Below are 25,604 nucleotides of genomic sequence, written 5' to 3' on the forward strand. Positions count from 1 at the left end.
TCAGGCCGGCATCAGGCGATCTGACGGAGATCGTCACCGTAGTCGAAGATGATCCGCATGCGAGCGCCCAGCGCTTGGGCGTAGCGGCCCAAGGTCGCGACCTCGTTCACGTCCAGATCGCCGTTCTCGATCTGGCTCACCCGGCCGGGCGTCACGCCCATGATGTCCGCCACCTGGCGCTGCGTCAGACCGAGCCGCTTGCGCTCCTCGGCGAGATGGAAGGCACTGACCCACGCCTCGGTGCGAGCCCGCTCCACGGCTAGCGCTTCGTCGTCTCCGTCGTGGAGTTCGGCACGGATGTCCTGCCAGTCGTGGAACTCGGTCATGAGTCCTCCCTCCGCTTCCTCTCGAGCGCGAGCCAACTCTCGTAGGCGACCTCGGCCACCGGAATCGCCGTCTTGTACCAGCCTGACCAGTCGCCGGCCTTGTTCCCACCGACGAGCAGTATCGCTTGTGACCAGGGGTCGAAGACGAACAGGATCCGAATCGCGACATCCCGCCCGGATCTCGGTCTGAGTTCCTTCAGGTTGCCCACGCTGGATCCCTGCAGTGTGTCGACCAGCGGACGGCCGAGCCCGGGTCCGCGTTCGGCAAGCAGGTCGAGCGCCGCGTTGACGGAGCGAAATGTATCCTCGTCCGACCGCCGCAGCGAGCGAAGCCACTCGCGCACGTCCGTCGTCGTCTTGATCGTCCACCGACTTGCCGGCCCCCGTGGCCACATCGCAACTATAGCCGGAGCTAAACAACCGTGGGAGCGGGTGCTGTGTGGGGATTAGGAGGATGCGCCGGCGGGGATGACGTGCGTGGCGCCGGTGCCGAGGCGCGTCACGACCTCCGTGGCGATCTCCGGCGTCAGGTTGCGCGTGTCGGCCACGTTCCAGCCGTCGCCCGAAGCGTACGACGCGCCCGACCACGTCGGGTGCAGCACCGGGATCACCGCCGACATCACGGCGTCGAAGGTCTTGCCGTCCGCGACGGTGTCGAACGTCGTGATCGTCACGACCACGCCGTTCAAGGTGCAGGTGCCCTGGTCGCGGTAGTCGTAGACGGCGTTGTCGTGCTTGGTCGAGCGGGTGTAGCCGGTGCACGCCAGCTTCGTGGCCACCTGGTCCGCGTTCTCGCCGAGGTACGGCGGCTTCGTCAGGGCCGCGATCGCGGTCGGGGCCTGCCAGCCCGCGACGCCCGCCACGGCGGCCAGGGCCATGCCGGCCAGGGCGAGCCGGCCCCGGCGCGGAGCCGGTGCGGTGGGAGTGGTCGTGCTCGAGGGCTTGTCGACGATCGTGGCCACTGGGCAACCCCGCTTCTGCTCCGCCAGGTAATCGGTACAAAACCAGGCTAGGTGCGAAAAGGGTGCAGATCTGTCCCCCGATGCGCCCGCAAGGAACGCGAAAGACCCGGCACCTGACGCGAAAGACCCGGCACCCCAACGGGTGCCGGGTCCGCCGCAGCCCGGGGCTCAGGCGACCGGGAACCAGGTCGAGGGCTGCTCCGGGTCCGCGAACTGCAGGCCGTCCAGGGTCTTGAGCAGGTCGGACTGGGGGATCGCCGCGCCGCCGCCGGCGTAGATCTCGGCCAGGTACCTGCCGTCGGCGGTCATCCGGAAGCACAGGTTCGCGTCGCCGGCGTTGCAGAAGGACGCGCCGCCCGGCCTGCGGTGCGTGGAGTCGGTGAACTCGACCGGGTACAGGGCGATGCGCACCGTCGGGCCGTGGCCCGTCGAGGCGTCGATCGGCTCCGTCAGGGACACGTACGACGGTGCGGTCCTGCTCAGGCGGATGCTCGCCGCCATGTAGGAGGCGCCGCTCGGGAAGTCGTCGGTGCGGCCGGCGGAGACCAGCGTGTACCCGGCCGGCGCGAAGGACGTCTTGATGGCCACGGTCGCGGGGGTCGCCGCCGAGGGCGCGAGGCCCGAGGCGAGCTGGAGCAGCTCGGCCTTGTTGTACTCGCCCCGCACCACCGAGCTCGCGACCGCCCACGCGTTGTCCGCGTACTGCCAGGCGAGCGCCACGCCCGGCGCCAGGTCGGAGGAGTCGATGTACTTGAGGCTCTGCTTGAACAGACCCGGCCGGCCCTTGACCGTGACCGCCTCGCCGCCGGTGAAGCGCGAAGGCTGGAAGACGCCGGGGCGGTACACCGTGATGTTCGCGCTGTAGAGCGGGGAGGACGCGACCACGTCGCTGCCGTTGCCGCCGTAGAGGTCGGACGTCTCCTGGCCGCGCTGCACGTAGAGCTCCTGGTAGCCCGGCGTGATGTGCTCCGGCGCGGTGACCGTGAAGTCGCCGGTCTTGTAGCCCTTGAACCCGTAGGTCCACCCGGTGTCCGGATACGACACGGGGGCCGCGACGGGGGCGGGGGCCGGCGACGGGGACGACAGCACGGGCACCAGCGCCAGGGCGATGAGCAGGGCGGCCGCCCCGCCGCCGCCCTGGAGCAGCCGGTGCCGGGTGCGGCGCCGCTTGCCCGCGGTCACGAAGTCCTCGACCTCGCGGCGCATGGGCGGCGCCTCGGCCAGGGCGTCGGTGCGCGCCTGCGCCAGCAAGTCCTGCATGTTCTGGGTCATGACGCCCTCTCGATATGTCCGGATCCCGTGATGGTGCCCAGGGGTTCGGCGACGTCGAGCCGCTCGCGCAGCTTGGCCAGGCCGCGCGCCGTGTGGGTCTTGACGGTTCCCTCGGGGCACCGCAGCGCCTCGGCGGTCTCCTGCACGGTCCGGCCCTCGAGGTACCGCAGCACCAGCACCGCGCGCTGGTGCACCGGCAGGGTGCGCAGCGCGTCGAGGACCGTGACCCGATCGATGACGTCCGGCGTGCCGTCGCGCACGGCGGGCTCGGGCATGGCGTCGCCCACCGCCTGCTCGCGACGCCACCACGGCCGCCGGACCTCGTCGACCGCCGCCCGAACCACCATCGTGCGGGCGTAGCTCTCCGGCCGGTCGACCTTGTGCCAGCGGGCGTACAGCTTCGCCAGGGCCGTGCACACCGCGTCCTCGGCCAGCTGCCAGTCCCCGCAGGTGAGGTACGCCAGCCCGCGCAGCTGATCCATCTGCACGGTCACGAACTCCCGGTACGCCACCTCGTCGTCGCGGTTCACCAGTCAGTGCTCCAATCGTCGCGAGAGCTAGACGGCCGGAAGGGGCGGCCCCGTTTCAGCTTTCGCCGAAATTCCCGGGACCGCCCCGATCCTGCCGCTCGGTGTTACATCGATGACGCCGGGACGAAGGTGTAGCCGGCCGCCTGGATGCCCTCGACGGTCGCCTTCAGGTAGCTCACGTCCACGTACGGGTGGAAGAAGAAGCTCGCCACCCCGTCCTTGACCGCGGTGTTGAGCTGGGCCGACGCGACCAGGTCGGCCGGCAGCATCGCCGGGTGGTTGTTGTACGGCTCCAGCTCGATGTTGCCGAGGTTCTCCGGGTACGTCAGCACGCCGTAGATGTCACGCACCGTGTACGGGAAGAACTGCCCGATGATCCGCGAGTTGTCCACCGTCGCGCCCCGCAGCGCGCCGGACGGGTACAGCCCCCGGTCGTAGCGCGTCGAGAACGTCGCGGCGACCGCCCGGTTGTCCGGGTCGGAGCCGGCGTAGTGCGGGAACTCGAAGATCGTCGGCTTGGCCAGGCCGGCCGCCGCGAACGCCTGGAACGAGGCGTCGATGCGCGACTGCGCCCAGGCCTGCGAGTCCTCCGTGACCGGGCCGTCGTAGATGACGTTGTTCGTGGCCGGGTCCACGTGGGCCTGGTAGAACTCGAAGTCGTCCGCGCTCACGCCGTTGTACGGGTTGTCCTTGGCCGCGTACTGGTGCGTGTACCCGTGCATCAGCAGCGTGCCCCCGTGCGCCTGCATGTTCTTCAGCGCCGCGACCACCTGCGGCCGGTCCGCGAGGGTGTAGCTCTCGGGCACGCCGTTGGTGTTCGCGCCCTTGGCGTCCACGTAGCGCGGGTACACCGCGACCGTGAACGGCACGTTCCGGCTCGACAGGTAGGTGGTGATCGCGTTGAGCTCGTCCGGGTCCGCGTCCGGGCCGACGTCCTCGATGCGCACCAGGGCCCGGTGCCGCTCGACCGTGGAGCTGGACAGGGTCTGCTCCAGCAGCGCGGCGAAGGCGACGTACCGGTCGTTGGTGGCCATGTACGCGTACGGGACCTCGCCGAGGTAGGTGAAGTTGCCGGCCCGCACGCCCCAGTCGAACGCCGAGCCGTCGGTGTCGCGCACCGCGGTGCCGATCGGGCTGGCCTTAGTGGTGTCGTAGATCGTCGTGCCCATGATGCCCGCCATGTTCTGCGGGTCGCGGGTGAACGTCCGGCCCTCGTAGTTGACCTTCGACACCGCCGAGACGTCGAACTGCGTCCACGTGAAGCCGCGGTTGGCGGCGAAGTTCGGGTCGCGCGCGGTCAGCTGCCAGATGTTGTCGTACACCCAGATGACGGGCTTGCTCGTGGCCGTCACGTCGTCGAGGAAGGCGGCCGGGATCGGCTCGTCGTAGGTCGAGCCCATGTAGATGACGGCCTGGTACGCGTCGAGCTCGCCGGCCGAGTAGTCCACGACGGGCTGGGCCGTCCAGTCGCCGAAGTGCGAGGCCAGCTGCGCGGTCGCGATGGCGTACTGCTCGCCGAGGAAGCCGTAGGGGCCCGTGGTGTCGTAGAGCACCAGGGTCTTGCCGGTCGCGCCCGGGACGCCGGCGCCGTCGCGCGCGTTGACCAGCGGCGCGGCCGGGGTCGTCACGAGCGTCGCGGGCGAGGCGGCGGAGACGTTGCCGGCCGCGTCGAGGGCCTCGACGGTGAACGAGTAGGAGGTCTTCGCGGTCAGGCCGGTGATCGTCGCGCTCGTCGCGGTGACGCTCTGCACGGCGGGGCCGCCGGTGATGCGGTACGACACCACGCCCCGGTCGTCGGTGGACGCCGCCCACGACAGCGCCACGCCGGCCGAGGTGAGCTCGCCCACCACCGGCGCGCCCGGGGTGCTCGGCGGCGTCACGTCCGGCGGGGGCGGCGGGGTCAGGGTGGTGAACGCGGCCGCGGCGCCGGCCGGCGAGACGTTGCCGGCGGCGTCGACGGCCTTCACCGTGATCGAGTGCTCGGTCGTGGGCGTGAGGCCCGACAGCGTCGTGGTGGTCGCGGGCGGGTTGCCGGTCAGCGTGGCGATCGGCGCCGTGGCCGCCCCGTCGAAGAGCTGATATCCGGTGACGCCGGTGTCGTCGGTGGAGGCCGCCCAGCTCACGGTCGCGCCCGTCGTGGTCACGTCGGTCACGCTGGGCGCGCCCGGGGCCGTCGGGGCGGTGCGGTCGGTGACGCCGGTCGTGAACGACCACACGTACTGGTCGCTCAGCACGCCGGAGGTGCCCTTCACCTTCACCGTGATCGTGTACCGCGTGGAGTCGGCGAGCGCCGTGCGCGGGACGAGCGTGAAGGTGTGCGTCGGGGCGTCGTACGTGTAGTAGGACGCCACGGCCGCGCCGCCGGCGGTCTTGACGAACGAGTACCGCAACGAGGCCGGGTCGGTCGCGTCGTTGAACGTCACGGTCGGCTTGACGGAGGTCACGACCCCCGTGCTGCCGCCCTTCGGGGTGACCGCCGCGATGCCCGGGGCCGCGGCGTGTGCCACCGTCCCGAGTCCGCTCGCGGCGAGGGTGCCGACGACCGCCGACCCCACCAGCTTCACCGAAATCCGCACGGTTCGCCTTTCTGGCTTGATGGAGGGGCCCCGGCTCCGAGGTGTCGAGCCGGGGCCCCGTGGGGGGTGCTTGGTCAGCTGGCGCAGTAGAGGGTGGGGGTGAAGCTCGCCGAGCCGCTGCCGGCCCGGCTGATCGTGAAGACCCAGCTCTTGCCGGACTCGTCGGTCTCGTCGCGCTTCGAGGCGGACTGCGAGAGGCTGCCCGAGTTGATCGCGATGGAGCCGCCGAGGACCACGCCGCTCGCGCAGGAGAAGGTGTACGTCCGCGCGCCCGTCGAGGTGACCGTGGTGGCCGAGGTCGCGGTGACCTTCGTGTAGCCGGCACCGGCCGGGCCCTGGGCGCCCGTGGCACCGGTGGCGCCCGCGGCACCCTGGGCGCCCGTCGCGCCCTTGATGCTGCCGATCGAGGCCCACGTGCTCGCGTCGGTCTTCTTGTACATCGAGAAGTCCGTCGTGTTCAGGTACACGTCGCCGACCGAGCCGAGGGTCGCGGCCGGGGCGCCCGCGCCCGTGAGGATCGAGCTGCCGTTGGCGCCGTCCTTGCCCGCGGTGCCGTCCTTGCCGGCCGCGCCCGCCGCGCCGTCCTTGCCCGCGGCGCCCTGCTGGCCCTGCTCGCCCTGGGCGCCCTGGGCACCGGTCGCGCCCTTGAGCGAGTCGAGCCACTCCGCCTCGGTTCCGGTGTACCCGTTGTCGCGCGCGGTCTGGTAGACGTCCTTGCCGTCGGTGCCGTGGCCGATGAGCGACTGCAGCCACTCCTCGATGGAGCCGATGCTCGGGTCGGCCGACTTGGCGACGTCGTACGCGCTGGCGCCGGGCATGCCCGGGATGCCCTGGGCCCCGGTGGCCCCGGTCTCGCCCTTCTCGCCCTGGGCGCCGGCCGCGCCGGTGTCGCCCTTCTCGCCCTTCTCACCCTGCGGGCCGGGGGCGCCGTCCTGGCCGTTGACGCCGGGGATGCCCTGGAGGCCCTGCTCGCCCTGGGCCCCGGTGTCGCCCTTCTCGCCCTTCTCGCCCTGGGCACCAGCCGCGCCGGTCTCACCCTTTTCGCCCTGGGCACCGGTGGCACCGGCGGCGCCGGTCTCACCCTTCTCACCCTGGGCACCAGCCGCGCCGGTCTCGCCCTTTTCGCCCTGCGCGCCCTGGGCTCCGGTGGCACCGGTCTCACCCTTCTCGCCCTGAGCGCCCTGCGCGCCCTGGGCACCAGCCGCGCCGGTGTCGCCCTTCTCGCCCTTGGCGCCGGTCGCACCCTGAGCGCCGGTCGCGCCAGTCGCGCCCTGGGCGCCCGTGGCACCCGTCGCGCCCTTGGGGCCGGTCGCACCCGTGGCTCCCGTGGCACCGGTCGCACCAGTGGCACCGGTCGCACCAGTGGCGCCGGTCGCGCCCTTGGCTCCGGTGGCACCCGTCGCGCCGGTCGCGCCGGTCGCGCCCTTCGGGCCCTGGTTGTTCCACTGGATCTGCTTCTCGCCGCTCTTGCAGCGCTGGCCGCCCTGGTAGTCGATGACCCGCAGCGCGCCGCTGCTGGTGTCGCGGCAGCCGGTGATCACGCCGGTGCCGGAGTCCGGCACCGCGCCGTACGCGGTGGCGCCGACGCCGACGAGGACGGCCGCGGCGGTCGCGCCGATGGCGGCGATCTTCTGCTTCTTGGACTGGAACACGAGCTCTCCCGAATCTCGGTGGCGGTACTGGTGCTATTTGCCGATGACGACGACGCGTTCGGACGGCTTGAGCTGCGGCGGCGCGGGTGGCGCCGGCATCTCGCCGTCCTTCGCGGGCCGGCTCTCCGCCGTTGGCGCGTGCTGGGCGGAGCCCCGGTCGGTCGCGATGCCGAACCCGATGCCGAGAGCGAGCGCGCCGGCCGAGACCGCTGCGGCGATGCCGATGACGACCTTCTTGAGCACGACGGTTCCTCCGGGGCGTGCGGGCACGGCGCAGCGACCGCGGGGTACGCGGCTTGCGCTGTGAGCGGATGCGTCGGAGATTCGAGCGTCACGACACGCCGGATCCCCATGGAACACACACAGTTGTCCGGGGCCGGTTTCGCCACTGGCTCCCCGCCGGGCCGATTCGGCGACCAAGAATGGTGCGCCCGGCGGATCACTGCCTTCCCGTCAGCCCGTCGCCGGGCTGGTCCACCTAAGGTAGCGGGCCGGGTGCAGCAGCGTTGTCGTCAGCGCGGGACGGTCTGCGCCGCCGACCGGATGACAAGCGGGCGCACGGCGGCGGCGTGCAGCACCGTCGCCGTGCGCCTCATCGGACGGTCTCGATGAGCTGGGTGAGCTCGCGCATGAGCCGCTCGGCCCGGGCGGCGCCGAACGCGGCCTCGACCGCGCGGTGGTGGGCCGTGGCCGTGTGGTCGAGGCGGCCGAGCAGCGTGGTGCCGGACTCGGAGAGATACACCGCGACGCGCCGGCGGTCGTTGGGGTCCTGGCGGCGGTAGACCAGCGCGCCGTCCACGAGCCGGTCGACGGCCTTGGTCAGCGTCGGGTGCGGCATGAGCGCGGCCTCGGCCAGGTCGCCCATCGAGTGCCCGCGCCCGTCGGAGAGCGCCTGCAGGATGCGCCACTGCTCGATCGAGACGCCCTCCTCCGACAGCGCCGCCGCGAGGCCGCGGTTGACCGCGCGCTCGGCCTCGCTCAGCACGTATCCGAGGTGGGACCGCAGCCCGACCGCATCCACCATGGTCACCCTTCCGCCCGCCCGCCATTGGAAAGATACTCGGCGCGTGGACGAGGTCCGGGTCATCTCCGATCCGCTCGAGGCGCGGCTGCTCCCGCCCGAGCCGGGCGGCGCCGTGCGCGTGGCGCTGGCCGTGCCCACGTCGGGCACGCTGGGCATGATGGCGCCGGCGGTGCTCAACTGCGCCCGGCTCGCCGTGGCCGAGCTCAACACGGCCGGCGGTCTTCTGGGCCGTCCGATGGAGCTGGTCCTGCTCGATGCCGGCCGACCCCCCGCCGACGTGGCCGAGGACCTGGCCGACCTGGCCCGCTCGGGCGCGATCGCGGCGGTCGTCGGCACCCACACCAGCGACGTGCGCGTGGCCGCCGTGAGCGCCCTGCGCGGCCGGGTCCCGTACGTCTTCACGCCCCCGTACGAGGGCGGCGAGCGCTCCCCGGGCGTGTACCTGCTCGGCGAGACCCCCGCGAGCCAGGTCCGCCCCGCGATGGACTGGCTGGTCCGGCACCGCCGCGCCCGCCGCTGGGCCCTGATCGGCAACGACTACGTGTGGCCGCGGATGCTCCACCACGCGGCGACCGCCTACCTGCGGGCGGCCCAGGCCCGGGTCGTGGCCGCGCGGTACGTGCCGTTCGGGGCGCTGGACCCGCAGGCGCTGCTGGACCTGATCGCCCGCCGCCGGGCCGACGCCGTCCTGGTGACGCTGGTGGGCAGCGACCTGGCCGCCTTCAACCGCGCCTACGCCGGCTCCGGGCTGCGCGCCCCGCGGCTGTGCGCGGCGCTGGAGGAGAACGGGCTGCTGGCGGCGGGCGGGGACGACACGGGGGAGCTGTACGCGACGATGGGCTACTTCGGCGCCGTGGCCACGGACGCGGGCCTGGCCTTCGTCGAGCGCTACACGCACCGGTACGGCTGGCAGGCCCCGGTCCTCAACGGGCACGCGGAGGCCTGCTACGACGGCGTACGCCTGCTCGCGGCCCTGGCGTCGAGGGCCGGCGGCCTGCACCCGGCGGCCATGGACGCCGCGGCCGACGGCACGACGATCACCGGCGGCCGGGGCAGGCTCACCGTTCGCGGCCGCCACGTGGACCCGCCGGTCTACCTGGCCCGCGCGGACGGGCTCGACTTCGACGTCCTCCACGCCTTCGGCGACCGAGGGAAACTCGACGCCTCCGGCCGCTGAGGGAAACGGGTGCGGGCGGATCGCGGCGGGGCCGTCGCCGAGCGCGTAAGAATGGGCCTATGAAGCTGGGTCTGCACTACTGGAACTTCTCCAACCCCGCCGAGCCCGTGGCCATCGCGCCCACGCTGCGCGAGACGGCGCTCGTCGCCGAGCAGGCCGGGGTCGCCTCCTTCACGGTCATGGATCACTACTTCCAGATGGATCAGTACGCGCCGGCCGAGGAGCCGATGCTCGAGGGGTACACGACCCTCGGGTATGTCGCGGCGCTGACCCAGAAGATGACGCTGGGCCTGCTCGTGACCGGCGTGATGTACCGCCACCCGGGCCTCCTCGCGAAGATCGTCACCACGCTGGACGTGCTCTCCGGCGGCCGCGCGCGGCTCGGCATCGGCGCTTCCTGGTACGAGCGGGAGCAGCGGGGCCTGGGCGTGCCGGTCGTGCCGATGGCCGAGCGCTTCGAGCGCCTGGAGGAGACGCTGCAGATCTGCCTGCGGATGTGGAGCGGCGAGGGCGGCACGTTCGAGGGCGCCCACTACCGGCTGACGGAGATCCTGAACTCCCCGGCCGCGATCAGCACCCCGCACCCGATGATCATGATCGGCGGCGGCGGCGAGAAGAAGACGCTGCGCCTCGTGGCCAAGTACGCCGACGCCTGCAACCTCTTCGGCACCTCGGCCGAGGACGTGGCCCACAAGCTCGACGTGCTGCGCGAGCACTGCGCCGCCGAGGGCCGCGACTACGAGTCGATCGTGAAGACCGCCCTGGTGACGCGCCCGGCCCTGACCGACCCGGACGCCTGGCTCAAGGAGGTCGAGTCCTTCAAGGCGCTGGGCATCACCGAGGTCATGACCATGCCCGACCGCAACCCGGTCGAGTTCGCCAACGGCCTGGCCGAGAAGATCCTGCCCCGCCTGGCGTCCATCTAGCGGGGCAGCCCGGTCCGGGGTTTGCGTGAGAGGCTTGAAGTGGTCGTCGGTGGGAGGTGGTCCGGAATGAGCGTCGCTGTGCTTGAGCACGTCGGCCCATGGAGCGAAGGTGACTACCTCGCACTGGGTGAGACCGTGGACCGGATCGAGCTGATCGATGGGAGCCTGTTGGTGAGCCCCGCGCCCAGCACGCGTCACCAGCATGTCTCGCGGCGCCTCGCCAATGCGCTCGACCAGTCGGCGGCCGAGGCGGGCCTCTGGGTCTATGAGGCCGTCAACGTTCGTCTCGCGGCGGGCAGGATCGTCATTTCGGACGTCGTCGTCGCGGACACGGACGACGAGGGTGCGTTGGTCGAGTCCGTTGACGTGCGGTTGGTCGCCGAGGTCGTTTCGCCCGGTGATGCGGCCGCCGACCGGCTCGTCAAGCTGCAGCTCTACGCCGCTGCCAGGATCGAGTGGTACCTGCTGGTCGAACAGGAGGCCGGCGGTATTGCACTCCGCGCGTATCGGCTCGACGGCACTCACTATGTCGAGCACGCGGTGATCTCGAGCGGTGACGTGCTGATCGCCGATGAACCGTTCCCGTTCCGGATCGACACCGCGGCGCTCGTCCGCCGCTAGGAACGTGCCCGGCCCCGGTCCGTGCCGGATCGGGGCCGGAAACCGTTTCGCGCGCACGTGTGGCGTCCGTCTAACGGTCAGCCGGGGTCGCCGAAAAGTCCGAAATACGGCGAAGGGGGTATCTGTCCGGCTTCGGGCGCGTTGAACTGCAACGATGAGAGTTCTGGTCACCGGCGGGGCGGGGTTCATCGGCGGGAATCTGTGCCGTGAGCTGGCCGCGCACCCAAGAGTCTCCGAGGTCGTCGCGTTCGACGACCTCAGCACGGGCAGCGAGCGCAACCTCGACGGCGTCGACGCGCGACTGGTCGTCGGCAGCATCCTCGACCGGCCCGCGATCGACGCGGCCGTGGGCGAAGCCGACGTCGTCGTGCACCTCGCGGCGCGGCCCAGCGTGCCGCGCTCGGTCGCCGATCCGATGCGCAGCCACCTGGTCAACGCCAACGGGACGATGCACGTGCTCGAGGCGTGCCGGCTCGGGGGCACCCCGATCATCGCGGCGTCCTCGTCCTCGGTGTACGGGCCGACCCGCACGCTGCCCAAGCACGAGGAGCTGCCGACCCGGCCGCAGAGCCCGTACGCGGCGAGCAAGCTGGCCGCCGAGTCCGCGATCCTCGCCTACGGGGCCACCTACGGCCTGCCGGTGCTCGCGCTGCGGTTCTTCAACGTGTACGGGCCCTTGCAGTCGGTCGGCCACGCGTACGCCGCCGTCATCCCCACCTTCACCGACGCCGCCCTGCGCGGCCAGCCCGTCCACGTGCACGGCGACGGGCGCCAGACGCGGGACTTCACGTTCGTGGGCTCGGTCGCCCGCCTGCTCACCGACGCCGCCGTGCGCCGGGTCACCAGCCCGACGCCGGTGAACCTCGCCTTCGGCACGCGGACCTCGCTGCTGGAGCTGGTCGACAAGATCCGCATCCTGGTCGACCGGCCGGTCGAGGTGGTCTTCGACCCGGCCCGCCCCGGCGACGTGCGCGACTCCCAGGCCGACTCGACCCGGCTGCAGGAGCTGTTCCCCGGGCACGGCCCGGTGCCGCTGGACGAGGGCCTGGCCGAGACGGTCAGCTGGTACGCGCGGCAGTTTCAAGGTCAGGCAACGCCGGCGCCGCAATAGCCGGCAGCGCGGGCACCACGCACAGGTCGGCCATCGCGCCGACGAGCGCGGCCCCGTCCCCGCGCAGGGCCCGGGCCAGCCGCGGGTCGAGCGGCGGGACCTGGACGTGCGAGATGAGCGGGTGCAGCGGCCGCACGTCGGCCTCGCCCGGGGCGAACAGCTCCTCGTGCAGCTTCTCGCCCGGGCGCAGGCCGGTGAAGACGATCTCGACGGGCGCGTCGCCGATGAGCTGGCGCGCCAGGTCGGCGATGCGCACCGGCGAGCCCATGTCGAGCACCAGCGCCTCCCCGCCCGAGCCGATGGCCGCGGCCTGGATGACCAGCTCGACGGCCTCGGGGATGGTCATGAAGTACCGCGTCACGTCCGGGCTCGTCACCGTGACCGGGCCGCCCTCGGCGATCTGGGCGCGAAACGCGGTCACCACCGAGCCCCGGCTGCCCAGCACGTTGCCGAAGCGCACGTTGAGGAAGCCGTGGTGCGCGGTCAGCCGCTCGGTGATCCGCTTCGAGTAGCCCAGCACGCTGGTCGGGGCGGCCGCCTTGTCGGTGGAGATGTTGACCAGCCGCCGCACGCCGGTGGCCGCGGCCGCCTCCAGCACGTTCAGCGTCCCCAGCACGTTGGTCTGCAGCGCCTCGGCGGGGTGGCGCTCGAGCAGCGTGAGGTGCTTGAGCGCGGCCGCGTGGAAGACCACCTCGGGCCGGCGGTCCTCGAACACGCGCCGGATGGTGGCCGCGTCGCGCAGGTCGGCCAGGATCAGCGACGGGTCGTCGAGCAGGGCCCGGCCGTGGATGGAGAGCTGGACCGCGTGCAGGGCGGACTCGTCGCGGTCGAGCATCATGAGCTCGGCCGGCGCGAAGCGGTGCAGCTGGCGGCACAGCTCGGAGCCGATCGAGCCGCCGGCGCCGGTGACGAGCACCCGGCGGCCGGTCAGGTAGTCGCCGATCGCGGCGAGGTCGGTCTCGATCTGCCGCCGGCCGAGCAGGTCGGCCAGCTGGACGTCGCGCACCTGGTCCAGGTCGAGCGAGGCGTCGAGCGAGGGCAGCACCTTCACGAAATATCCGGAAATATTGGACAGATCGCTGCGCAAGGCGCGCAGCAGCGAGCCGTCCTCGTTGCGCACGGCGAAGATCACGCCCTCGGCCCCGGTCGCGGCGAGCGCCGCGCGCAGGGCGCCGCGGCCGCCGAGCACGGGGATGCCGCAGATGCGCATCCGGCGCTTGTGCGGGTCGTCGTCCAGGAAGCCCACCGGGCGGTAGCGGCAGTGCGGGTCCCGCGACATCGCCCGCAGCAGCCGGTGCCCGGCCGCGCCCGCGCCGTAGATGAGCACCGGGACGCCCTCGCTCGCGCGCGACGGCCGCCGGGCGAGCCGCGTCCAGCGGATCGCCACCATGGCGGTCAGGGCCGCCGCGCCGCCGAGCAGCGGGATCACCCGCGAGACGGGCGCGAGCGCGGTCAGCAGGCCGCCGGCGATCACCACGGTGGCGACGAGCGCCCGCAGCTCACTCATGGAGGCGCGCTCGTACCGCCGCCGGTAGAGCTGGATCGGCCACGCCGCGAGTGAGTGCAGGGCGGCCGCCAGCAGGATCGTTCCCGCCGCGGCGGGCAGGGGCGGATGCGTGAGGGCCGCGGCGAGGGCGAGCCCTCCGGTCCAGGCGTACAGGTCGGCCGGCCAGTGCCCGGGCCCTGCGGGTCGGTGATCGTCCACGCGACGATTCTTCATGAATAACCGTCCCATTTCGGCGTAAAAGCCCGTATCGCTCCCGAACCCCCGGCCGAGATGTCACGCTGTGTTGAGCTAACGGCTACGGGAGGTCATGGCGTATGGAGCTGCGCGACTACGTCAGCGCGGTCCGGAAACGCTGGTGGCTGGTGGCCACGACGGCGTGCCTCGCGCTGGTCGCCGCGGTGGTGCTGACAGCGCAGACGGCGCCGACCTACGCCGCGAGCGTCACCTTCTTCGTGAGCACCCCGAGCAGCGGGGTCACCGACGCCTACCAGGGCGGCCTGTTCTCGCAGCAGCGCGCCCGCTCCTACGTGAACCTCGTCGGCAGCGACCGGCTCGCGACGGCGGTCGCCGCCGACCCGAGCGTCGGCCTCGACGCGGCCGGGGTGCGCCGGCGGATCAGCGCGCGCACGGTGCCGGACACGGTGCTGCTGGAGGTCACCGTCGTCGACACCGACAGCGCGCGGGCCCTGCGGGTCACCGAGGCGGTCGCGACGAAGTTCGCCGCGCTCGTGGCGACGCTGGAGACCCCGCCCGGCGGCACCAACCCGACCGTGCGCGTCGACGTGGTCACCGGGCCCTCGGTCAGTACCGACCCCATCAGCCCCCGACCGGCCCGCAACTTCGCGATCGCGCTCCTGCTCGGCCTGGTCGCGGGGGCCGCCGCCGCGGTGCTGCGGGAGTTGCTGGACAACAGCATCCGCTCGGTCGCGGCGCTGCGGCAGGCCACGAAGAAGGCGATTCTGGCCGCGGTACCGCACGATGCCCACGCCGTCGAGTCGCCCCTGCTCGTCGAGGACGCCGCGTGGTCCCCGCGCGGAGAGGCGATGCGGCACCTGCGCACCAACCTGCAGTTCGTCGACCCGGACCGGCGGGCCCGCTGCGTCGTGGTGACCAGCGCGCTGCCGGACGAGGGCAAGTCCACGATCGCGTGCAACCTGGCGATCGTGCTCGCCGAGGCGGGGCACCGGGTGCTGCTCGTGGACGCCGACGTCCGCCGCCCGAAGCTCGCCGAGTATCTCGACCTGGAGGGCGCGGTCGGCCTGACCAACGTCCTCGTCGGGCAGGTCGACGTCGACACGGCGGTGCAGCGCTGGGGCGAGCAGGAGCTCTACGTGCTGCCCAGCGGCACGATCCCGCCCAACCCGAGCGAGCTGCTCGGCTCCCAGCAGATGACCCGGCTGCTGGCCGAGGTCAGCGAGGACTTCGAGTACGTCGTGGTCGACACCTCGCCGCTGCTCGTGGTCACCGACGCGGCCGTGGTCGCCAGCCGGGCCGACGGGGCGGTGCTGGTCACGCGGGCCGGGCGGACCACGGTCACCCAGGCCCAGGCGGCCGTCGAGGCGATCGAGGCGGTCTCGGCGCGGCTGTTCGGCTGCGTGCTCAACGGGGCCAAGGGCGGCAACGGGGACGGCTACACCTACGCGTACTACGGCCCCCACGAGGGCGCCCACCGGCCCCCGCGCGCCCTGCCCGCGGGCCCGGTGAAGCCGGTCGACGAGGAGCCCCAGCCGGTCAAGGCCGGAACGCGGGGAGCCTGAGGATGCCCTCGATCGTCGCGGCGCACTCGCGAAAGCCCTCGATCGGGCCGCCGAAGGGATCCTCGAGGTCGTCGTCGGCGGGGGTGCCGGGCTGCAGCCGACCGCGAACCGCGGAGAGGTCCCGCAGCGACACCGGCCCGGGCGGCAGCGCCGAGACGTATCGCGCGTACTGCCGCAGCGTGAACGTCCGGCCCGCGGTGGCCGGGGCCATGCTCACGCAGTGCGCGCGCTCGGCCCGCGACGCGGTCAGCACCAGCGGCGCGGCCAGCAGCAGCGACGGCACCACGCGGCGGCTCACGAAGTCCGACGGGTCCGCGCCGTGCTCGCGCAGGACGGTCTCGGCGTGCTCGGGCATCTCGAGGCCCGGCACGGCGTGGGTGCCGGCGCTCGTGGCGTCCAGGCCGAGCGCGCGGGCCAGCCGCTCGGCCATCGCGGAGCGGCACCGGTTGGCCCGGCAGACGAACAGCATCAGGGCCGACTCCAGCGGGGGTGTGTGGTGAACACGCGGATCTTTCTCTCGGCGCCCGACGTCTCGGGGGTCGAGGAGCGCTATCTGGTCAACGCGCTGAGGTCCGGGTGGGTCGCGCCCGTCGGCCCGGATCTCGACGCTTTCGAGGCCGAGATCGCCCGCCGGTGCGGCACCGCGTACGCCGTCGGGGTCAGCTCGGGCACCGCGGCCCTGCACCTGGCCCTGCTCGCGATCGGCGTCGGGCCGGGCGACGCGGTGATCGTGCCGACGCTGACGTTCGCGGCCACGGCCAACGCGGTCGTCTACACCGGTGCCGAGCCGGTCTTCGTGGACAGCCTGCCCGGCGACGGCAACCTCGACCCCGATCTCACCGCGGCCACCGTCGCCGAGCTGCGGCGCGAGGGGCGGATCGTGAGCGCGATCGTGCCGGTGGACCTGTTCGGCTCGGTCGCGGAGTACGCGTCGCTGACCGACCTCGGGGTGCCCGTGATCGAGGACGCCGCGGAGGCGCTCGGGGCGAGCCGGGACGGGCGGCCGGCGGGCTCCTTCGGCCGCGCGGCCGCGCTGTCGTTCAACGGCAACAAGATCATCACGAGCTCGGGCGGCGGCATGGTCGTCACCGGCGACAAGGACCTCGCGGCCCGCTGCCGGCACCTGGCCACCCAGGCCCGCGAGCCCGTCGCGCACTACGAGCACCGCGACATCGGCTACAACTACCGCCTGTCGAACCTGCTCGCCGCGCTCGGCCGGGCCCAGCTGTCCCGCCTGGACGAGATGATCGGGCGGCGCAGGGCACTGCGGGAGCGGTACGCCAAGATCTTCGCGGCAACGGACGGCACCCGCCTGCTGGGTGAGCACGACCCCAACGCGAACTGCTGGCTCACCACCCTGATCGTCGAGCCCGAGCGGGCCGGCTGGTCCGCCGCCGACCTCGGCGCGTGGCTGGCCGCCCGCGACATCGAGACGCGGCCGGTGTGGAAGCCGATGCACGCCCAGCCGGTGTTCCGCGGCCACCGGGCCGCCCTCACCGGCGTCGCCGACCGGCTCTTCGCCACCGGCCTCAACCTGCCCAGCGGCTCCGGGATGCGCGACGACGCCCAGCGGCGGGTCTTCGACGCGATCGGCGACTTCCTGGACGCGCGATGAGGCGCCCGCTCGACCTGCTCGCCGCCGCGGCCGCCGCGCTCGTGCTGGCCCCGGTCATCGCGGCCACCGCGCTGTTCGTCCGCGCCACCCTGGGCGGTCCGGTGCTGTTCCGCCAGGAGCGGGCCGGGCGCCACGGCGAGCCGTTCACGCTGGTCAAGTTCCGCTCGATGCGGGAGGGGGCGGGCCCGGACGCCGAGCGGCTCACGGCGGCCGGGCGGTTCCTGCGCGCGTCCAGCCTCGACGAGCTGCCGACCTTGTGGAACGTGCTGCGCGGGGACATGAGCCTGGTCGGGCCGCGGCCGCTGCCGATGGCGTACCTCGAGCGCTACTCCGCCGAGCAGCTTCGCCGCCACGACGTGCGCCCCGGGATCACCGGCCTGGCCCAGGTGCGCGGGCGCAACGCGCTGAGCTGGGAGCAGAAGTTCGCCTACGACCTCGAATACGTGCGCAACCGGTCGCTCGGGCTGGACCTGCGCATCCTCGCCGAGACCGTGCGCACGGTGCTGCGCCGCGACGGCATCACCGCGCAGGGGGCGGCCACCGCCCACGAGTTCGAAGGTCTCCCGCGATGAAGAACGGTCTGGTCATCGTCGGCTGCGGCGGGCACGGGCGGGAGCTGCTCATGATCGCCCGGGCGGCCGGGATGCCCGTGCGCGGCTTCGTCGACGACGGGCCGAGCCAGCGCAACCTCGACCGCATCGCCGCGCTCGGGGTGCCGTTCCTGGGCCCCAGCTCCCGGCTCAGCGACGAGCGGCCCTCGATCGGCTACGTCATCGGCATCGGCGACCCGCGCATCCGCGCCCGCATCGACGACGACCTGCGCCTGCACGGGCTGGCCGCGGCGACCCTGGTGCACCCGGCGGCGACGATCGGCGCCGACGCGGTGCTCGGCGAGGGGTTCGTGGCGTTCGCGGGCGCCCGGGTGACCACCAACGTCACCGTCGGCCGCCACGTGCACCTCAACCAGAACTGCACCGTCGGGCACGACTCGGTGCTGGAGGACTTCGTCCAGGTCAATCCGCTCGCGGCGATCTCCGGCGACTGCCACATCGGCCCCGGGGTGCTCATCGGCACCACCGCGTGCGTGCTGCAGGGGCTGCGGGTGGGCGCGGACGCGACCGTCGGCGCCGGGGCCTGCGTGACCCGGGACGTCGACGCGAAGACGACCGTCAAGGGGGTACCCGCGACATGAAGGTGGCTCTGGTCCTCAAGACGGACGAGGGCGGGCGCTGGACCCTGCCGCACGTCGACGAGCTGCGCGAGCGCGGCCACGAGGTGGTCGCGGTGCTGCCGCCGGGGCACGAGGGGCGGCTGCGCAAGGCGCTGCACGACCGGGGCGTCGACGTGGTGCAGTCCGCGTTCGACTTCCGCTTCCGCCCGTCACCCGCCACCCTGAACGGCCTGCTCGGGCTGCGCCGCCAGCTGCGCGGGATCGACCCCGACGTGCTGCACTACCACCTGTACGCCTCCGCGCTGGCCTGCCGCCTGGCCGCCCTCGGCCTCGGTGCGGCCAAGGTGCACATGGTCCCCGGCCCACTGTTCCTGGAGTCGCCGCTGATCCGGTCGGTGGAGCGCTTCCTGTGCCGGCTCGACGACGTGGTCATCGGCGGCAGCGAGCACATCGCCCGCCTGTACCGCGGGATCGGCCTGGCCGAGGAGCGCACCCCGGCGATCCCGTACGGCGTCGACACCGACGAGTTCACCCCGCCCTCGCCCGCCTACCGGGCCGCGTCCCGCGAGGCCCTCGGCGCCGGCGACGACACGTTCGTGGTGGGCATGGTCGCCTACGTCTACGCCCCGAAGCGCCTGATCCGCCCCGGGCGCGGGGTGAAGGGCCACGACGTGCTCCTGACCGCCTGGAAGGCGTTCGCGCGGGACCGCCCGGACGCGCGGCTGGTGCTGCTCGGCGGCGGCTTCGACGCGGCCGGCGCGGCGCACCGGCGCGAGCTGCTGGCCCGCTTCGACGTCGCGGGCGACCCGAGCATCGACTGGCACGAGTCCGTCCTCGACGTGCGCGACTGCTACGCGGCCGCGGACCTCAGCGTGAGCCCGTCGCTGTCGGAGAACCACGGCGCCGCGGTCGAGGCCGCCGCCATGGGGGTGCCGAGCATCGTCTCCGACGCCGGCGCGCTGCCGGAGACCGTCGATCCGGCGTCGGGCTGGGTGGTGCCCCGCGACGACCCCGAGGCGCTGCTGGGCGCGCTGCGGGAGGCGTACGCCGACTTCCGCGCCGGCACCCTGGCCCGCCGCGGCGAGCTGGCCCGGGAGCGGGCCGAGCGCCTGTTCGCCCAGCGCCCCGCCGCCCGCGCGGTCGCGGACGTCCTGGAGAACGCCGCGCGATGACGACGACCAGGCACCGCACCAGCCCCGTCCGGCGGCCGTCCTTCACGGGCAACCTGGCCTGGAGCATGGCCGGCAACGGCGGCTACGCGCTGTGTCAGTGGTTCGTGCTCGTGGTGGTCGCCCGCCTGGGCACGCCCGCCATGGTCGGAGACTACGCGCTGGGTCTCGCGATCGGGGCGCCGGTCGTGCTGCTGGCCAACCTGTCGCTGCGCACGGTCCTGGTGACGGACCCCAACGGCGAGCACCCGTTCCGCCGCTACCTGAGCGTCCGGCTGGTCGGCATGGGCGTGGCCATGGGCGTGATCTCGGCGATCGTGATCGCCTTCGGCCTGTCCCCGGCGGTCGTACTCCTGGTGGGTGCGGCCAAGGCCTTCGACGGCATCGGCGACATCTACCTGGGCCTGCTCCAGCGCCACCACGACCAGCGCAGCATCGCGGCGGCCCAGCTCGTCAACGGCGGCCTGACCGTCGCGCTGGTCGCGGCCCTGCTCTGGGGCACCAGCAGCATCGCGTGGGCCGCCGCCGGCTCCGCGGCCGCGTCCGCGCTGACCTGGCTCATGTGCTGCGCGCCGTTCGCGGGCCGCTTCCGCAACCGCCCGGACCCGCGGGTCCGGCAGCACACCCACCGCGCCGCGGGCGGGGTCGCCGAGCTGCTGTGGACCGCGCTGCCGCTGGGCCTGGCCTCCGGGCTCTCCTCGCTGACCGTCAACGTGCCGCGGTACGCCCTCGAGCACCGCCTCGGCGCCACCGCGCTCGGCGTGTTCGCCGCGGCCGGGTACCTCGTGCTCACCGGCAACGTGTTCTTCTCCGCGATCGCCCAGACCCTGCTGCCCCGCCTGACCGAGCTGCGCGTCCACGGCACCCCGGCCGGCTTCCGCGGCCTGCTGTGGCAGTCGCTGCTCGGCGTCGGGGTGGCCGGCGGGCTGGGCGTGTGGGCCGCGTGGCTCTTCGGCTCCGAGATCCTGCGGCGGCTGTACGGCGAGCAGTACGCCGGCGCATCCGGTCAGGGCGGCCGGGTGCTGACGGTGCTGACCCTGGCCACCGTGCTCGGCGGTCTCTGCTTCGTGCTCGACGCCGGCCTCTCCGCCGCCCGCCGCTTCACCGGCCAGCTCGCCGTGAACGCGGCCGTGCTCCTCGCCGCCGGGCTGGGCGCGCTGCTGCTGGTGCCCCGCTACGGGGTGCTCGGGGCGGCGTGGGCCACCGCGGTCGCCGCGCTCGTGCACTGCGCGCTGAAGTGGGAGGTGCTGCGGCGTGCCCTTTGACCTCGCGGCGCAGCCCTGGTGGTCGGCCGGGCTCGCCGCCCTGGTCGTGCCGGTGCTGCTGTTCGCGGGGGGCCGGCGGGACATGCTGCCCTACCTCGCCGCGTACTTCCTGCTCTTCGGCTTCGGCCCGGTGGTGAGCCACCTGCTCGGCGGCGCCATCTACTTCGGCACGAACACGCTGCTCATCGGCCGGGCCGCGCTCGGGCTCCTGCTCGCCTTCGCCGGGGTCGCCGCGGCCGGGCTGCTGCTGCGCCAGCGCCGCGACATCCGCGACCCCATCCAGCAGCTGGAGACCGGCCGGCGCATGCCGCTCGTGCCCGCGGTGCTGGCGCTGCTGGCGCTCTACGCGCTCGGGGTCCTGGCCTGGGGCGGCCCCGCGTTCCTGGCCGGCAACAAGCTGGAGCGCATCGCCGTCGCCGGCCCGTTGCACTACGACTACCTGCTGCTGGAGATGTGCGCCTGCGCTCTGTACTTCGTCGCGCAGGAGAGCTCGACCGGCCGGTTCGCCTACCGGGTCAACCTGGGCGCCTACATCGCCTACTGCCTGGCCACCGGCGAGCGCGACTTCGTCTTCGTGCTCTTCGCCCTGGTCCTGCACCGGGAGCTGGTGCGCACCGAGCGCCTGGTGCCGCGCTCGGTGCTGTGGGGCGCGGGGCTGCTGCTCGGCGCGACCGCCATCTTCGCGCTGCGGGGGAGCGCCTCGCCGGGCGGCTCGGACGCGAGCGCGATCCTCAACCAGGGCTCGGTGCTGTTCGTCGACACCTGGGTGATGGGGCACGTGCCGTCGACGGAGCCCTACATGCACGGCGCCAGCTACCTGCACGCGCTGGTGAACCTGATCCCGGGCCAGCGCCAGACCCCGCTCGCGCAGTGGCTCGTGGACCGGTACGCGCCCGGCAGCGACTCCGGCTACGGGTTCTCGCTCACCGGGGAGGCGTACGCGAACTTCGGGCTGGCCGGCATCCCGGTGCTCTTCACGCTGCTCACCGCCGTGCACCGCTGGCTCGTCAACCGCGTGGACCGCGCGCCGGTCTACGCCTACGCCAGCATCCTGTTCACGGTCGCCTGGATGTACGGCTTCCGCGGCGAGAGCCAGTCGCTGCTCAAGACGGTCGTCTACGGCGCGCTCTTCTTCGGCGTGATCCGGATGGTTTCGGCTCGTGCCCATGACTCGGCTCGTGCCCATGATGCGGCGCACGACGATGAGGAGCCCGCATGCGTCTCGTCGTGACGACCGAGCAGCGGTATCTGCGCACCCCGGACGGCGCCGTCTGGTCCACGACGGGCGCGCCCAACGACTTCTGGCAGCGGTACCGGGCCGTCTTCGGCGAGGTGCGGGTGGTGGCCCGCTGCGAGGAGCGCCCCGGCCACCCGCCCGAGGCCCGGCGCGTCGACGGCAACGGGGTCGAGGTGCACCCGCTCCCGCACTACGTCGGCCCGGGGCGCTACCTGCTGCGGCTGCCGCGCATCAGGCGTGCGCTGCGCGACGCCGTGGCGCCCGGCGACGCCGTGCTGCTGCGGGTGCCCTCGGCGATCGGCACGCTGCTGCGCAAGCGCCTGCGGGCGGCGCCCTTCGGGCTCGAGGTCGTCGGCGACCCGCACGACGTCTTCGCCCCCGGCGCCTCCCGGCACCCGCTGCGGCCGCTGCTGCGCTGGTGGTTCACGCGCCGCCTGCGCGCCCAGTGCCGGGCCGCGTCCGCGGTCGCCTACGTCACCGAGCGCGCGCTGCAGGCCCGCTACCCGGCCGCGCCCGGCGCCGTCACCGCCGCCTACTCGAGCATCCAGCTGGAGCAGGCCGCGTTCGCCGAGGCGCCCCGGCGGGACACCGGCTCGGCGCGCGTCGCGCTGCGGCTGGTCACCGTCGGCTCGCTGGAGCAGCCGTACAAGGGGATCGACACGCTCATCGAGGCGCTGCCGCTGCTGGCCGCCTCCGGCATCGAGGCGAGCCTGGTGCACGTCGGCGACGGCCGGTGCCGGGCCGACCTGGAGCGGCTGGTGCGCGAGCGCCGGCTCGGCGGCCGGGTCTCCTTCGCCGGGGCCGTCCCGCCCGGCGCGCCCGTGCGCCTGTTCCTCGACGACGCCGACCTCTTCGTGCTCCCCTCGCGCACCGAGGGCCTGCCCCGGGCCCTGATCGAGGCGATGGCCCGCGGCCTGCCCGCCGTCGCCTCCGCCGTCGGCGGCGTGCCCGAGCTGCTCAGCGGCGCCCGCCTGGTCCCGCCCGGGGACCCGGTGGCGCTGGCCCGCGCGATCACCGCGCTCGCGGCCGACCCCGCCGCGATGGCCGCCGCCTCGGCCCGCAACCTCGGCCGGGCCCGCGCCTACGCCGCCGAGACCCTCGAACGACGGCGCGCGGACTTCTACCGCGCCCTGCGTGTCCTCACCGCCCCCGATCGAGTCGAGGAGGTGGTCAGCGGTGCCGATTGAACAGCTCAAGCGCCTGCTGCGGACCCGGAGAAGGCGCATCGTCGCCGCGGCCGTGGTCGTGCTGGTGGTGCTCGCCGGGTTCGGGCTGCGCCTGGCGACGGTGGGCGCGGACGCGGCCGGGCATCTGCGGCGGGCCGCGACGCTGGTCGGGGACCTCGAGGCGCAGCTGCGCGCCGGGGATCTGGCCGCGGCCCGGCGCACCACGGCGGATCTGCAACGGCAGACCGGCGCGGCCCGGGCCGACGCGCACGGCCCGAGCTGGTGGCTGGGCAGCCGCCTGCCCGTGGCCGGGGACGACCTCACCGCGGTGGGGGCGGTCGCCGACGCGATCGACGCGCTCGCCCGGGAGGTGCTGCCGCCGCTGCTGGACGCCGCCGACGGCATGAGCGCCGCCATGGACGGCGACGCCACCCGGCTCAAGTCGGTGGCGGGCACCGCGCCGCGGATCGCCGAGGCGGCCGTCGTCGCCAGGGCCGCCCGGCACCGGCTCGCCGGGCTCGACCGCGACGGCCTCGACGCCCGGGTGCGCACCGCGCTGCACCAGGTCGACGCGGGCCTGGACCGCGTCGTGCCGATGCTCGACCCGGCCGCCCAGGCCGCCAAGCTGCTGCCGGCGCTGCTCGGGGCCGACGGGCCGCGGACCTACCTCGTGCTGTTCCAGAACCTCGCCGAGGCCCGCGCCACCGGCGGCATGCCCGGCGCCTTCGCCGTCGTGCAGACCGACCACGGCCGGATCTCCCTCGTGGAGCAGGGCACCGCGGCCAAGACGCTGCGCGACTTCGACGCGCCGGTGCTGCCGCTCGACCCCGACCAGGAGGACCTGTTCACCAACCGGCTCGGCACCTACCCGGCCGACGTGAACCTGACCCCCGACTTCCCGACCGCGGCCGCGCTGATCCGGGAGATGTACCGCCGGCGCTCCGGCCGCGCCGTCGACGGTGTGCTCGCCACGGACCCGGTGGCGCTGGCCTACCTGCTCGGCGCGACCGGCCCGGTGAACCTGCCCGGCGGCGCGCAGCTGACCGGGGCGACGGCGGTGCGGCAGCTGCTGTCCGACGTGTACCTCAAGATAGCCGCCGAGCCGGACCAGGACGCCTTCTTCGCCGGGGCGGCCAAGGCGGTGCTCGACAAGCTCATGGCCGGCGTGCCGATGAGCCGGAGCGTCGTGCAGGCCCTGACCCGGGCGACGGACGAGCGGCGGCTGCTGGCCTGGAGCGCGCACCCCGAGGAGCAGGCCGAGATCGCCCGGACCCCGTTCGCGGGCACCCTGCCGGCCGACGACGGCGAACACCCCACGGTGGGCGTGTTCCTCAACGACGGCACCGGCGCGAAGCTCGGCTACTACCTGACCCACTCGGTCACGCTGGAGGCCGGTCGCTGCCTCGACGACGGCACCCGCCCGCTGCGGCTGACCGTCGAGCTCGGCTCCACCGCGCCCGGCAGCGGCCTGCCGCGCAGCGTGCTCGGCCTCGGCCTGGCCGGGGAGGGCGTCCTGCGCACCAACGTGCTCGTCTACGCCCCGAGCGGCGGCTCGCCCATCGCGGCGAAGCAGGACGGCGCCGAGGTCGACTTCGGCACCGGCTACGAGAAGGGCCGCGAGGTCGCAGTGCTGGCCGTGGACCTCGCGCCCGGGGCGAAGAGCACCCTCGTCGTGGATCTGGTCTCGGGTCCGACGGGGACGAAGGGGGCCGTGGAGCCGCGGCTCATCACGACGCCGGGCGTCTCGCCGTGGACGACTCGGTTGCAACCTGGCCCGAGTTGCGAGAAATAGTCCGGTTCACACCTAATGCGGGTTTACCGTAATTCCCGGGGAGAGGAAAGGGAGAGTCATGCGAGCCCGAACAAGAACGTCGCTGTCAACACTGGCCGGCCTTGCCGGTGCCGTCGTCGCGGCGGCCGTGCTCGGCGCGCCGACCAGCGCCCAGGCCGCCCCGGAGGCTTCGTACCCGGCGCCCGCGCCGCAGATCCGGGTGAGCGCCGCGTCGATCTCCGTCGGTGACGCGGTCCGGCTCCAGGGGCGCAGCTTCATGGCCGGCGAGCCGATCGGCATCAACGTGCACTACCGCAACGCCGACGGGGAGCCCTGCGACGTCCTCATCAACGGCGACCGCCGCGCGGACGACGAGGGCCGCTTCTCGGCCCGCATCCGATTCGAGGCGCCCGGATACGCGGTCATCAAGGTGACCGGCAAGAAGTCGCACAAGACGCTCAAGGCCACCGTGCGCGTCAAGGACCTCCAGCACTTCAACTGGGGCGGCTGGCCGGACGACATCTTCGACGGCACGCCGCTGGCCTCCAGCCGCGTGCGCGGGCACTGGGACGGCCACGACCGCCCGGTCGGCTTCTACGGGCCGTTCCGCAGCGGCTGGTCGCCGTTCAAGCTCCAGGCGAACGAGACCACCCTCGCCGCCCCGCAGCAGCACAAGACCTACGGTGCGGACCTGATCCCGGGCATCCTCGGGCTCACCGCGCTGGTGGGCAGCGGCTGGATCTCGCTGCGCCGCCGCCGCACGAACTGA

Annotated in this window: 25 protein-coding genes; 14 read left to right on the forward strand and 11 right to left on the reverse strand. The window is 73.4% G+C overall.

The window, feature by feature from the left end:
- Positions 1-11 precede the first annotated feature (11 nt).
- The 9 genes from ACQP2P_RS02190 to ACQP2P_RS02230 form a co-directional block, all read right to left on the reverse strand.
- Positions 12-326 carry a helix-turn-helix domain-containing protein gene (locus tag ACQP2P_RS02190; protein WP_433612752.1) on the reverse strand — a complete coding sequence of 105 codons (315 nt, stop codon included), beginning with the start codon at positions 324-326 and terminating at the stop codon, positions 12-14.
- Positions 323-721, reverse strand: coding sequence for a type II toxin-antitoxin system RelE/ParE family toxin (locus ACQP2P_RS02195; protein WP_433612754.1), 399 nt, complete (start codon positions 719-721; stop codon positions 323-325). The genes ACQP2P_RS02190 and ACQP2P_RS02195 overlap by 4 nt, the downstream gene beginning before the upstream one ends.
- Before the next feature lie 51 nt (positions 722-772).
- Complete coding sequence (locus ACQP2P_RS02200; protein WP_433612756.1) at positions 773-1,288, reverse strand: hypothetical protein; 516 nt, start codon at positions 1,286-1,288, stop codon at positions 773-775.
- A 168-nt stretch (positions 1,289-1,456) separates the two neighbouring features.
- On the reverse strand, positions 1,457-2,548 hold the full coding sequence (locus ACQP2P_RS02205) for a hypothetical protein (RefSeq protein WP_433612757.1): 1,092 nt from the start codon (positions 2,546-2,548) through the stop codon (positions 1,457-1,459).
- 8 nt (positions 2,549-2,556) lie between these two features.
- A complete protein-coding gene (locus tag ACQP2P_RS02210) occupies positions 2,557-3,090 on the reverse strand; it encodes a SigE family RNA polymerase sigma factor (RefSeq protein ID WP_433612759.1) in 534 nt (177 codons plus the stop codon).
- Positions 3,091-3,194: 104 nt separating this feature from the next.
- A complete protein-coding gene (locus ACQP2P_RS02215) occupies positions 3,195-5,654 on the reverse strand; it encodes a DUF2334 domain-containing protein (protein ID WP_433612761.1) in 2,460 nt (819 codons plus the stop codon).
- Positions 5,655-5,740: 86 nt separating this feature from the next.
- Positions 5,741-7,318, reverse strand: a complete 1,578-nt coding sequence (locus ACQP2P_RS02220; protein WP_433612763.1) for a hypothetical protein — start codon at positions 7,316-7,318, stop codon at positions 5,741-5,743.
- A gap of 33 nt (positions 7,319-7,351) precedes the next feature.
- A complete protein-coding gene (locus ACQP2P_RS02225; RefSeq protein ID WP_433612765.1) occupies positions 7,352-7,561 on the reverse strand; it encodes a hypothetical protein in 210 nt (69 codons plus the stop codon).
- A gap of 349 nt (positions 7,562-7,910) precedes the next feature.
- The gene (locus ACQP2P_RS02230) at positions 7,911-8,342 is read right to left on the reverse strand and encodes a MarR family winged helix-turn-helix transcriptional regulator (protein ID WP_433612767.1); all 432 of its coding nucleotides are present in this window, start codon (positions 8,340-8,342) and stop codon (positions 7,911-7,913) included.
- A gap of 43 nt (positions 8,343-8,385) precedes the next feature.
- Here ACQP2P_RS02230 and ACQP2P_RS02235 point away from each other — a divergent pair, with 43 nt between their 5' ends.
- The 4 genes from ACQP2P_RS02235 to ACQP2P_RS02250 all read left to right on the forward strand — a co-directional run bounded on the left by ACQP2P_RS02235 (position 8,386) and on the right by ACQP2P_RS02250 (position 12,177).
- Positions 8,386-9,519, forward strand: coding sequence for a substrate-binding domain-containing protein (locus ACQP2P_RS02235; protein WP_433612769.1), 1,134 nt, complete (start codon positions 8,386-8,388; stop codon positions 9,517-9,519).
- 59 nt (positions 9,520-9,578) lie between these two features.
- Positions 9,579-10,445, forward strand: coding sequence for an LLM class F420-dependent oxidoreductase (locus tag ACQP2P_RS02240; protein WP_433612771.1), 867 nt, complete (start codon positions 9,579-9,581; stop codon positions 10,443-10,445).
- A 66-nt stretch (positions 10,446-10,511) separates the two neighbouring features.
- The gene (locus ACQP2P_RS02245) at positions 10,512-11,066 is read left to right on the forward strand and encodes a Uma2 family endonuclease (RefSeq protein ID WP_433612773.1); all 555 of its coding nucleotides are present in this window, start codon (positions 10,512-10,514) and stop codon (positions 11,064-11,066) included.
- 154 nt (positions 11,067-11,220) lie between these two features.
- Entirely contained in the window at positions 11,221-12,177 is a 957-nt protein-coding gene (locus tag ACQP2P_RS02250) for an NAD-dependent epimerase/dehydratase family protein (protein ID WP_433612775.1), read from the forward strand.
- Here the strand turns inward: ACQP2P_RS02250 and ACQP2P_RS02255 are convergent.
- Positions 12,125-13,882, reverse strand: a complete 1,758-nt coding sequence (locus tag ACQP2P_RS02255; protein ID WP_433612777.1) for a polysaccharide biosynthesis protein — start codon at positions 13,880-13,882, stop codon at positions 12,125-12,127. The genes ACQP2P_RS02250 and ACQP2P_RS02255 overlap by 53 nt on opposite strands.
- 116 nt (positions 13,883-13,998) lie before the next feature.
- On the opposite strand from ACQP2P_RS02255, the gene ACQP2P_RS02260 reads away from it, so the two are divergent.
- Complete coding sequence (locus tag ACQP2P_RS02260; RefSeq protein WP_433612779.1) at positions 13,999-15,441, forward strand: polysaccharide biosynthesis tyrosine autokinase; 1,443 nt, start codon at positions 13,999-14,001, stop codon at positions 15,439-15,441.
- Here the strand turns inward: ACQP2P_RS02260 and ACQP2P_RS02265 are convergent.
- Positions 15,416-15,910, reverse strand: coding sequence for a low molecular weight phosphatase family protein (locus ACQP2P_RS02265; protein ID WP_433612781.1), 495 nt, complete (start codon positions 15,908-15,910; stop codon positions 15,416-15,418). The genes ACQP2P_RS02260 and ACQP2P_RS02265 overlap by 26 nt on opposite strands.
- A 27-nt stretch (positions 15,911-15,937) precedes the next feature.
- On the opposite strand from ACQP2P_RS02265, the gene ACQP2P_RS02270 reads away from it, so the two are divergent.
- Genes ACQP2P_RS02270 through ACQP2P_RS02310 form a run of 9 tightly spaced genes read left to right on the forward strand, consistent with a single transcriptional unit; the run spans position 15,938 to position 25,604 of the window.
- Positions 15,938-17,056 carry an aminotransferase class I/II-fold pyridoxal phosphate-dependent enzyme gene (locus ACQP2P_RS02270; protein WP_433612783.1) on the forward strand — a complete coding sequence of 373 codons (1,119 nt, stop codon included), beginning with the start codon at positions 15,938-15,940 and terminating at the stop codon, positions 17,054-17,056.
- Complete coding sequence (locus ACQP2P_RS02275) at positions 17,053-17,628, forward strand: sugar transferase (RefSeq protein ID WP_433612785.1); 576 nt, start codon at positions 17,053-17,055, stop codon at positions 17,626-17,628. Before ACQP2P_RS02270 ends, ACQP2P_RS02275 begins: the two co-directional genes overlap by 4 nt.
- Positions 17,625-18,248, forward strand: a complete 624-nt coding sequence (locus ACQP2P_RS02280; protein WP_433082542.1) for an acetyltransferase — start codon at positions 17,625-17,627, stop codon at positions 18,246-18,248. Before ACQP2P_RS02275 ends, ACQP2P_RS02280 begins: the two co-directional genes overlap by 4 nt.
- Positions 18,245-19,399 (forward strand): glycosyltransferase, encoded by a 1,155-nt coding sequence (locus ACQP2P_RS02285; RefSeq protein ID WP_433612788.1) that lies wholly within the window; start codon positions 18,245-18,247, stop codon positions 19,397-19,399. Before ACQP2P_RS02280 ends, ACQP2P_RS02285 begins: the two co-directional genes overlap by 4 nt.
- On the forward strand, positions 19,396-20,661 hold the full coding sequence (locus tag ACQP2P_RS02290) for a lipopolysaccharide biosynthesis protein (RefSeq protein ID WP_433612790.1): 1,266 nt from the start codon (positions 19,396-19,398) through the stop codon (positions 20,659-20,661). The genes ACQP2P_RS02285 and ACQP2P_RS02290 overlap by 4 nt, the downstream gene beginning before the upstream one ends.
- Positions 20,651-21,892 (forward strand): O-antigen polymerase, encoded by a 1,242-nt coding sequence (locus ACQP2P_RS02295; protein ID WP_433612792.1) that lies wholly within the window; start codon positions 20,651-20,653, stop codon positions 21,890-21,892. The genes ACQP2P_RS02290 and ACQP2P_RS02295 overlap by 11 nt, the downstream gene beginning before the upstream one ends.
- A complete protein-coding gene (locus ACQP2P_RS02300; RefSeq protein ID WP_433612794.1) occupies positions 21,877-23,085 on the forward strand; it encodes a glycosyltransferase in 1,209 nt (402 codons plus the stop codon). Before ACQP2P_RS02295 ends, ACQP2P_RS02300 begins: the two co-directional genes overlap by 16 nt.
- Positions 23,075-24,856, forward strand: a complete 1,782-nt coding sequence (locus tag ACQP2P_RS02305; RefSeq protein WP_433612796.1) for a DUF4012 domain-containing protein — start codon at positions 23,075-23,077, stop codon at positions 24,854-24,856. The genes ACQP2P_RS02300 and ACQP2P_RS02305 overlap by 11 nt, the downstream gene beginning before the upstream one ends.
- A gap of 58 nt (positions 24,857-24,914) precedes the next feature.
- Positions 24,915-25,604, forward strand: coding sequence for a hypothetical protein (locus tag ACQP2P_RS02310; RefSeq protein WP_433612798.1), 690 nt, complete (start codon positions 24,915-24,917; stop codon positions 25,602-25,604).

This window comes from Dactylosporangium sp. CA-139114 (genome assembly GCF_050955725.1).
Classification (GTDB): Bacteria; Actinomycetota; Actinomycetes; order Mycobacteriales; family Micromonosporaceae; genus Dactylosporangium.

Coding starts and splice junctions, on each gene's coding strand:
- ACQP2P_RS02190 (WP_433612752.1), bottom strand. CDS start 326: ATGACCGAGTTCCACGACTGGCAGGACATCCGTGCCGAACTCCACGAC.
- ACQP2P_RS02195 (WP_433612754.1), bottom strand. CDS start 721: ATGTGGCCACGGGGGCCGGCAAGTCGGTGGACGATCAAGACGACGACG.
- ACQP2P_RS02205 (WP_433612757.1), bottom strand. CDS start 2,548: ATGCAGGACTTGCTGGCGCAGGCGCGCACCGACGCCCTGGCCGAGGCG.
- ACQP2P_RS02230 (WP_433612767.1), bottom strand. CDS start 8,342: ATGGTGGATGCGGTCGGGCTGCGGTCCCACCTCGGATACGTGCTGAGC.
- ACQP2P_RS02240 (WP_433612771.1), top strand. CDS start 9,579: ATGAAGCTGGGTCTGCACTACTGGAACTTCTCCAACCCCGCCGAGCCC.
- ACQP2P_RS02245 (WP_433612773.1), top strand. CDS start 10,512: ATGAGCGTCGCTGTGCTTGAGCACGTCGGCCCATGGAGCGAAGGTGAC.
- ACQP2P_RS02250 (WP_433612775.1), top strand. CDS start 11,221: ATGAGAGTTCTGGTCACCGGCGGGGCGGGGTTCATCGGCGGGAATCTG.
- ACQP2P_RS02260 (WP_433612779.1), top strand. CDS start 13,999: ATGGAGCTGCGCGACTACGTCAGCGCGGTCCGGAAACGCTGGTGGCTG.
- ACQP2P_RS02265 (WP_433612781.1), bottom strand. CDS start 15,910: ATGCTGTTCGTCTGCCGGGCCAACCGGTGCCGCTCCGCGATGGCCGAG.
- ACQP2P_RS02275 (WP_433612785.1), top strand. CDS start 17,053: ATGAGGCGCCCGCTCGACCTGCTCGCCGCCGCGGCCGCCGCGCTCGTG.
- ACQP2P_RS02280 (WP_433082542.1), top strand. CDS start 17,625: ATGAAGAACGGTCTGGTCATCGTCGGCTGCGGCGGGCACGGGCGGGAG.
- ACQP2P_RS02285 (WP_433612788.1), top strand. CDS start 18,245: ATGAAGGTGGCTCTGGTCCTCAAGACGGACGAGGGCGGGCGCTGGACC.
- ACQP2P_RS02290 (WP_433612790.1), top strand. CDS start 19,396: ATGACGACGACCAGGCACCGCACCAGCCCCGTCCGGCGGCCGTCCTTC.
- ACQP2P_RS02300 (WP_433612794.1), top strand. CDS start 21,877: ATGCGTCTCGTCGTGACGACCGAGCAGCGGTATCTGCGCACCCCGGAC.
- ACQP2P_RS02310 (WP_433612798.1), top strand. CDS start 24,915: ATGCGAGCCCGAACAAGAACGTCGCTGTCAACACTGGCCGGCCTTGCC.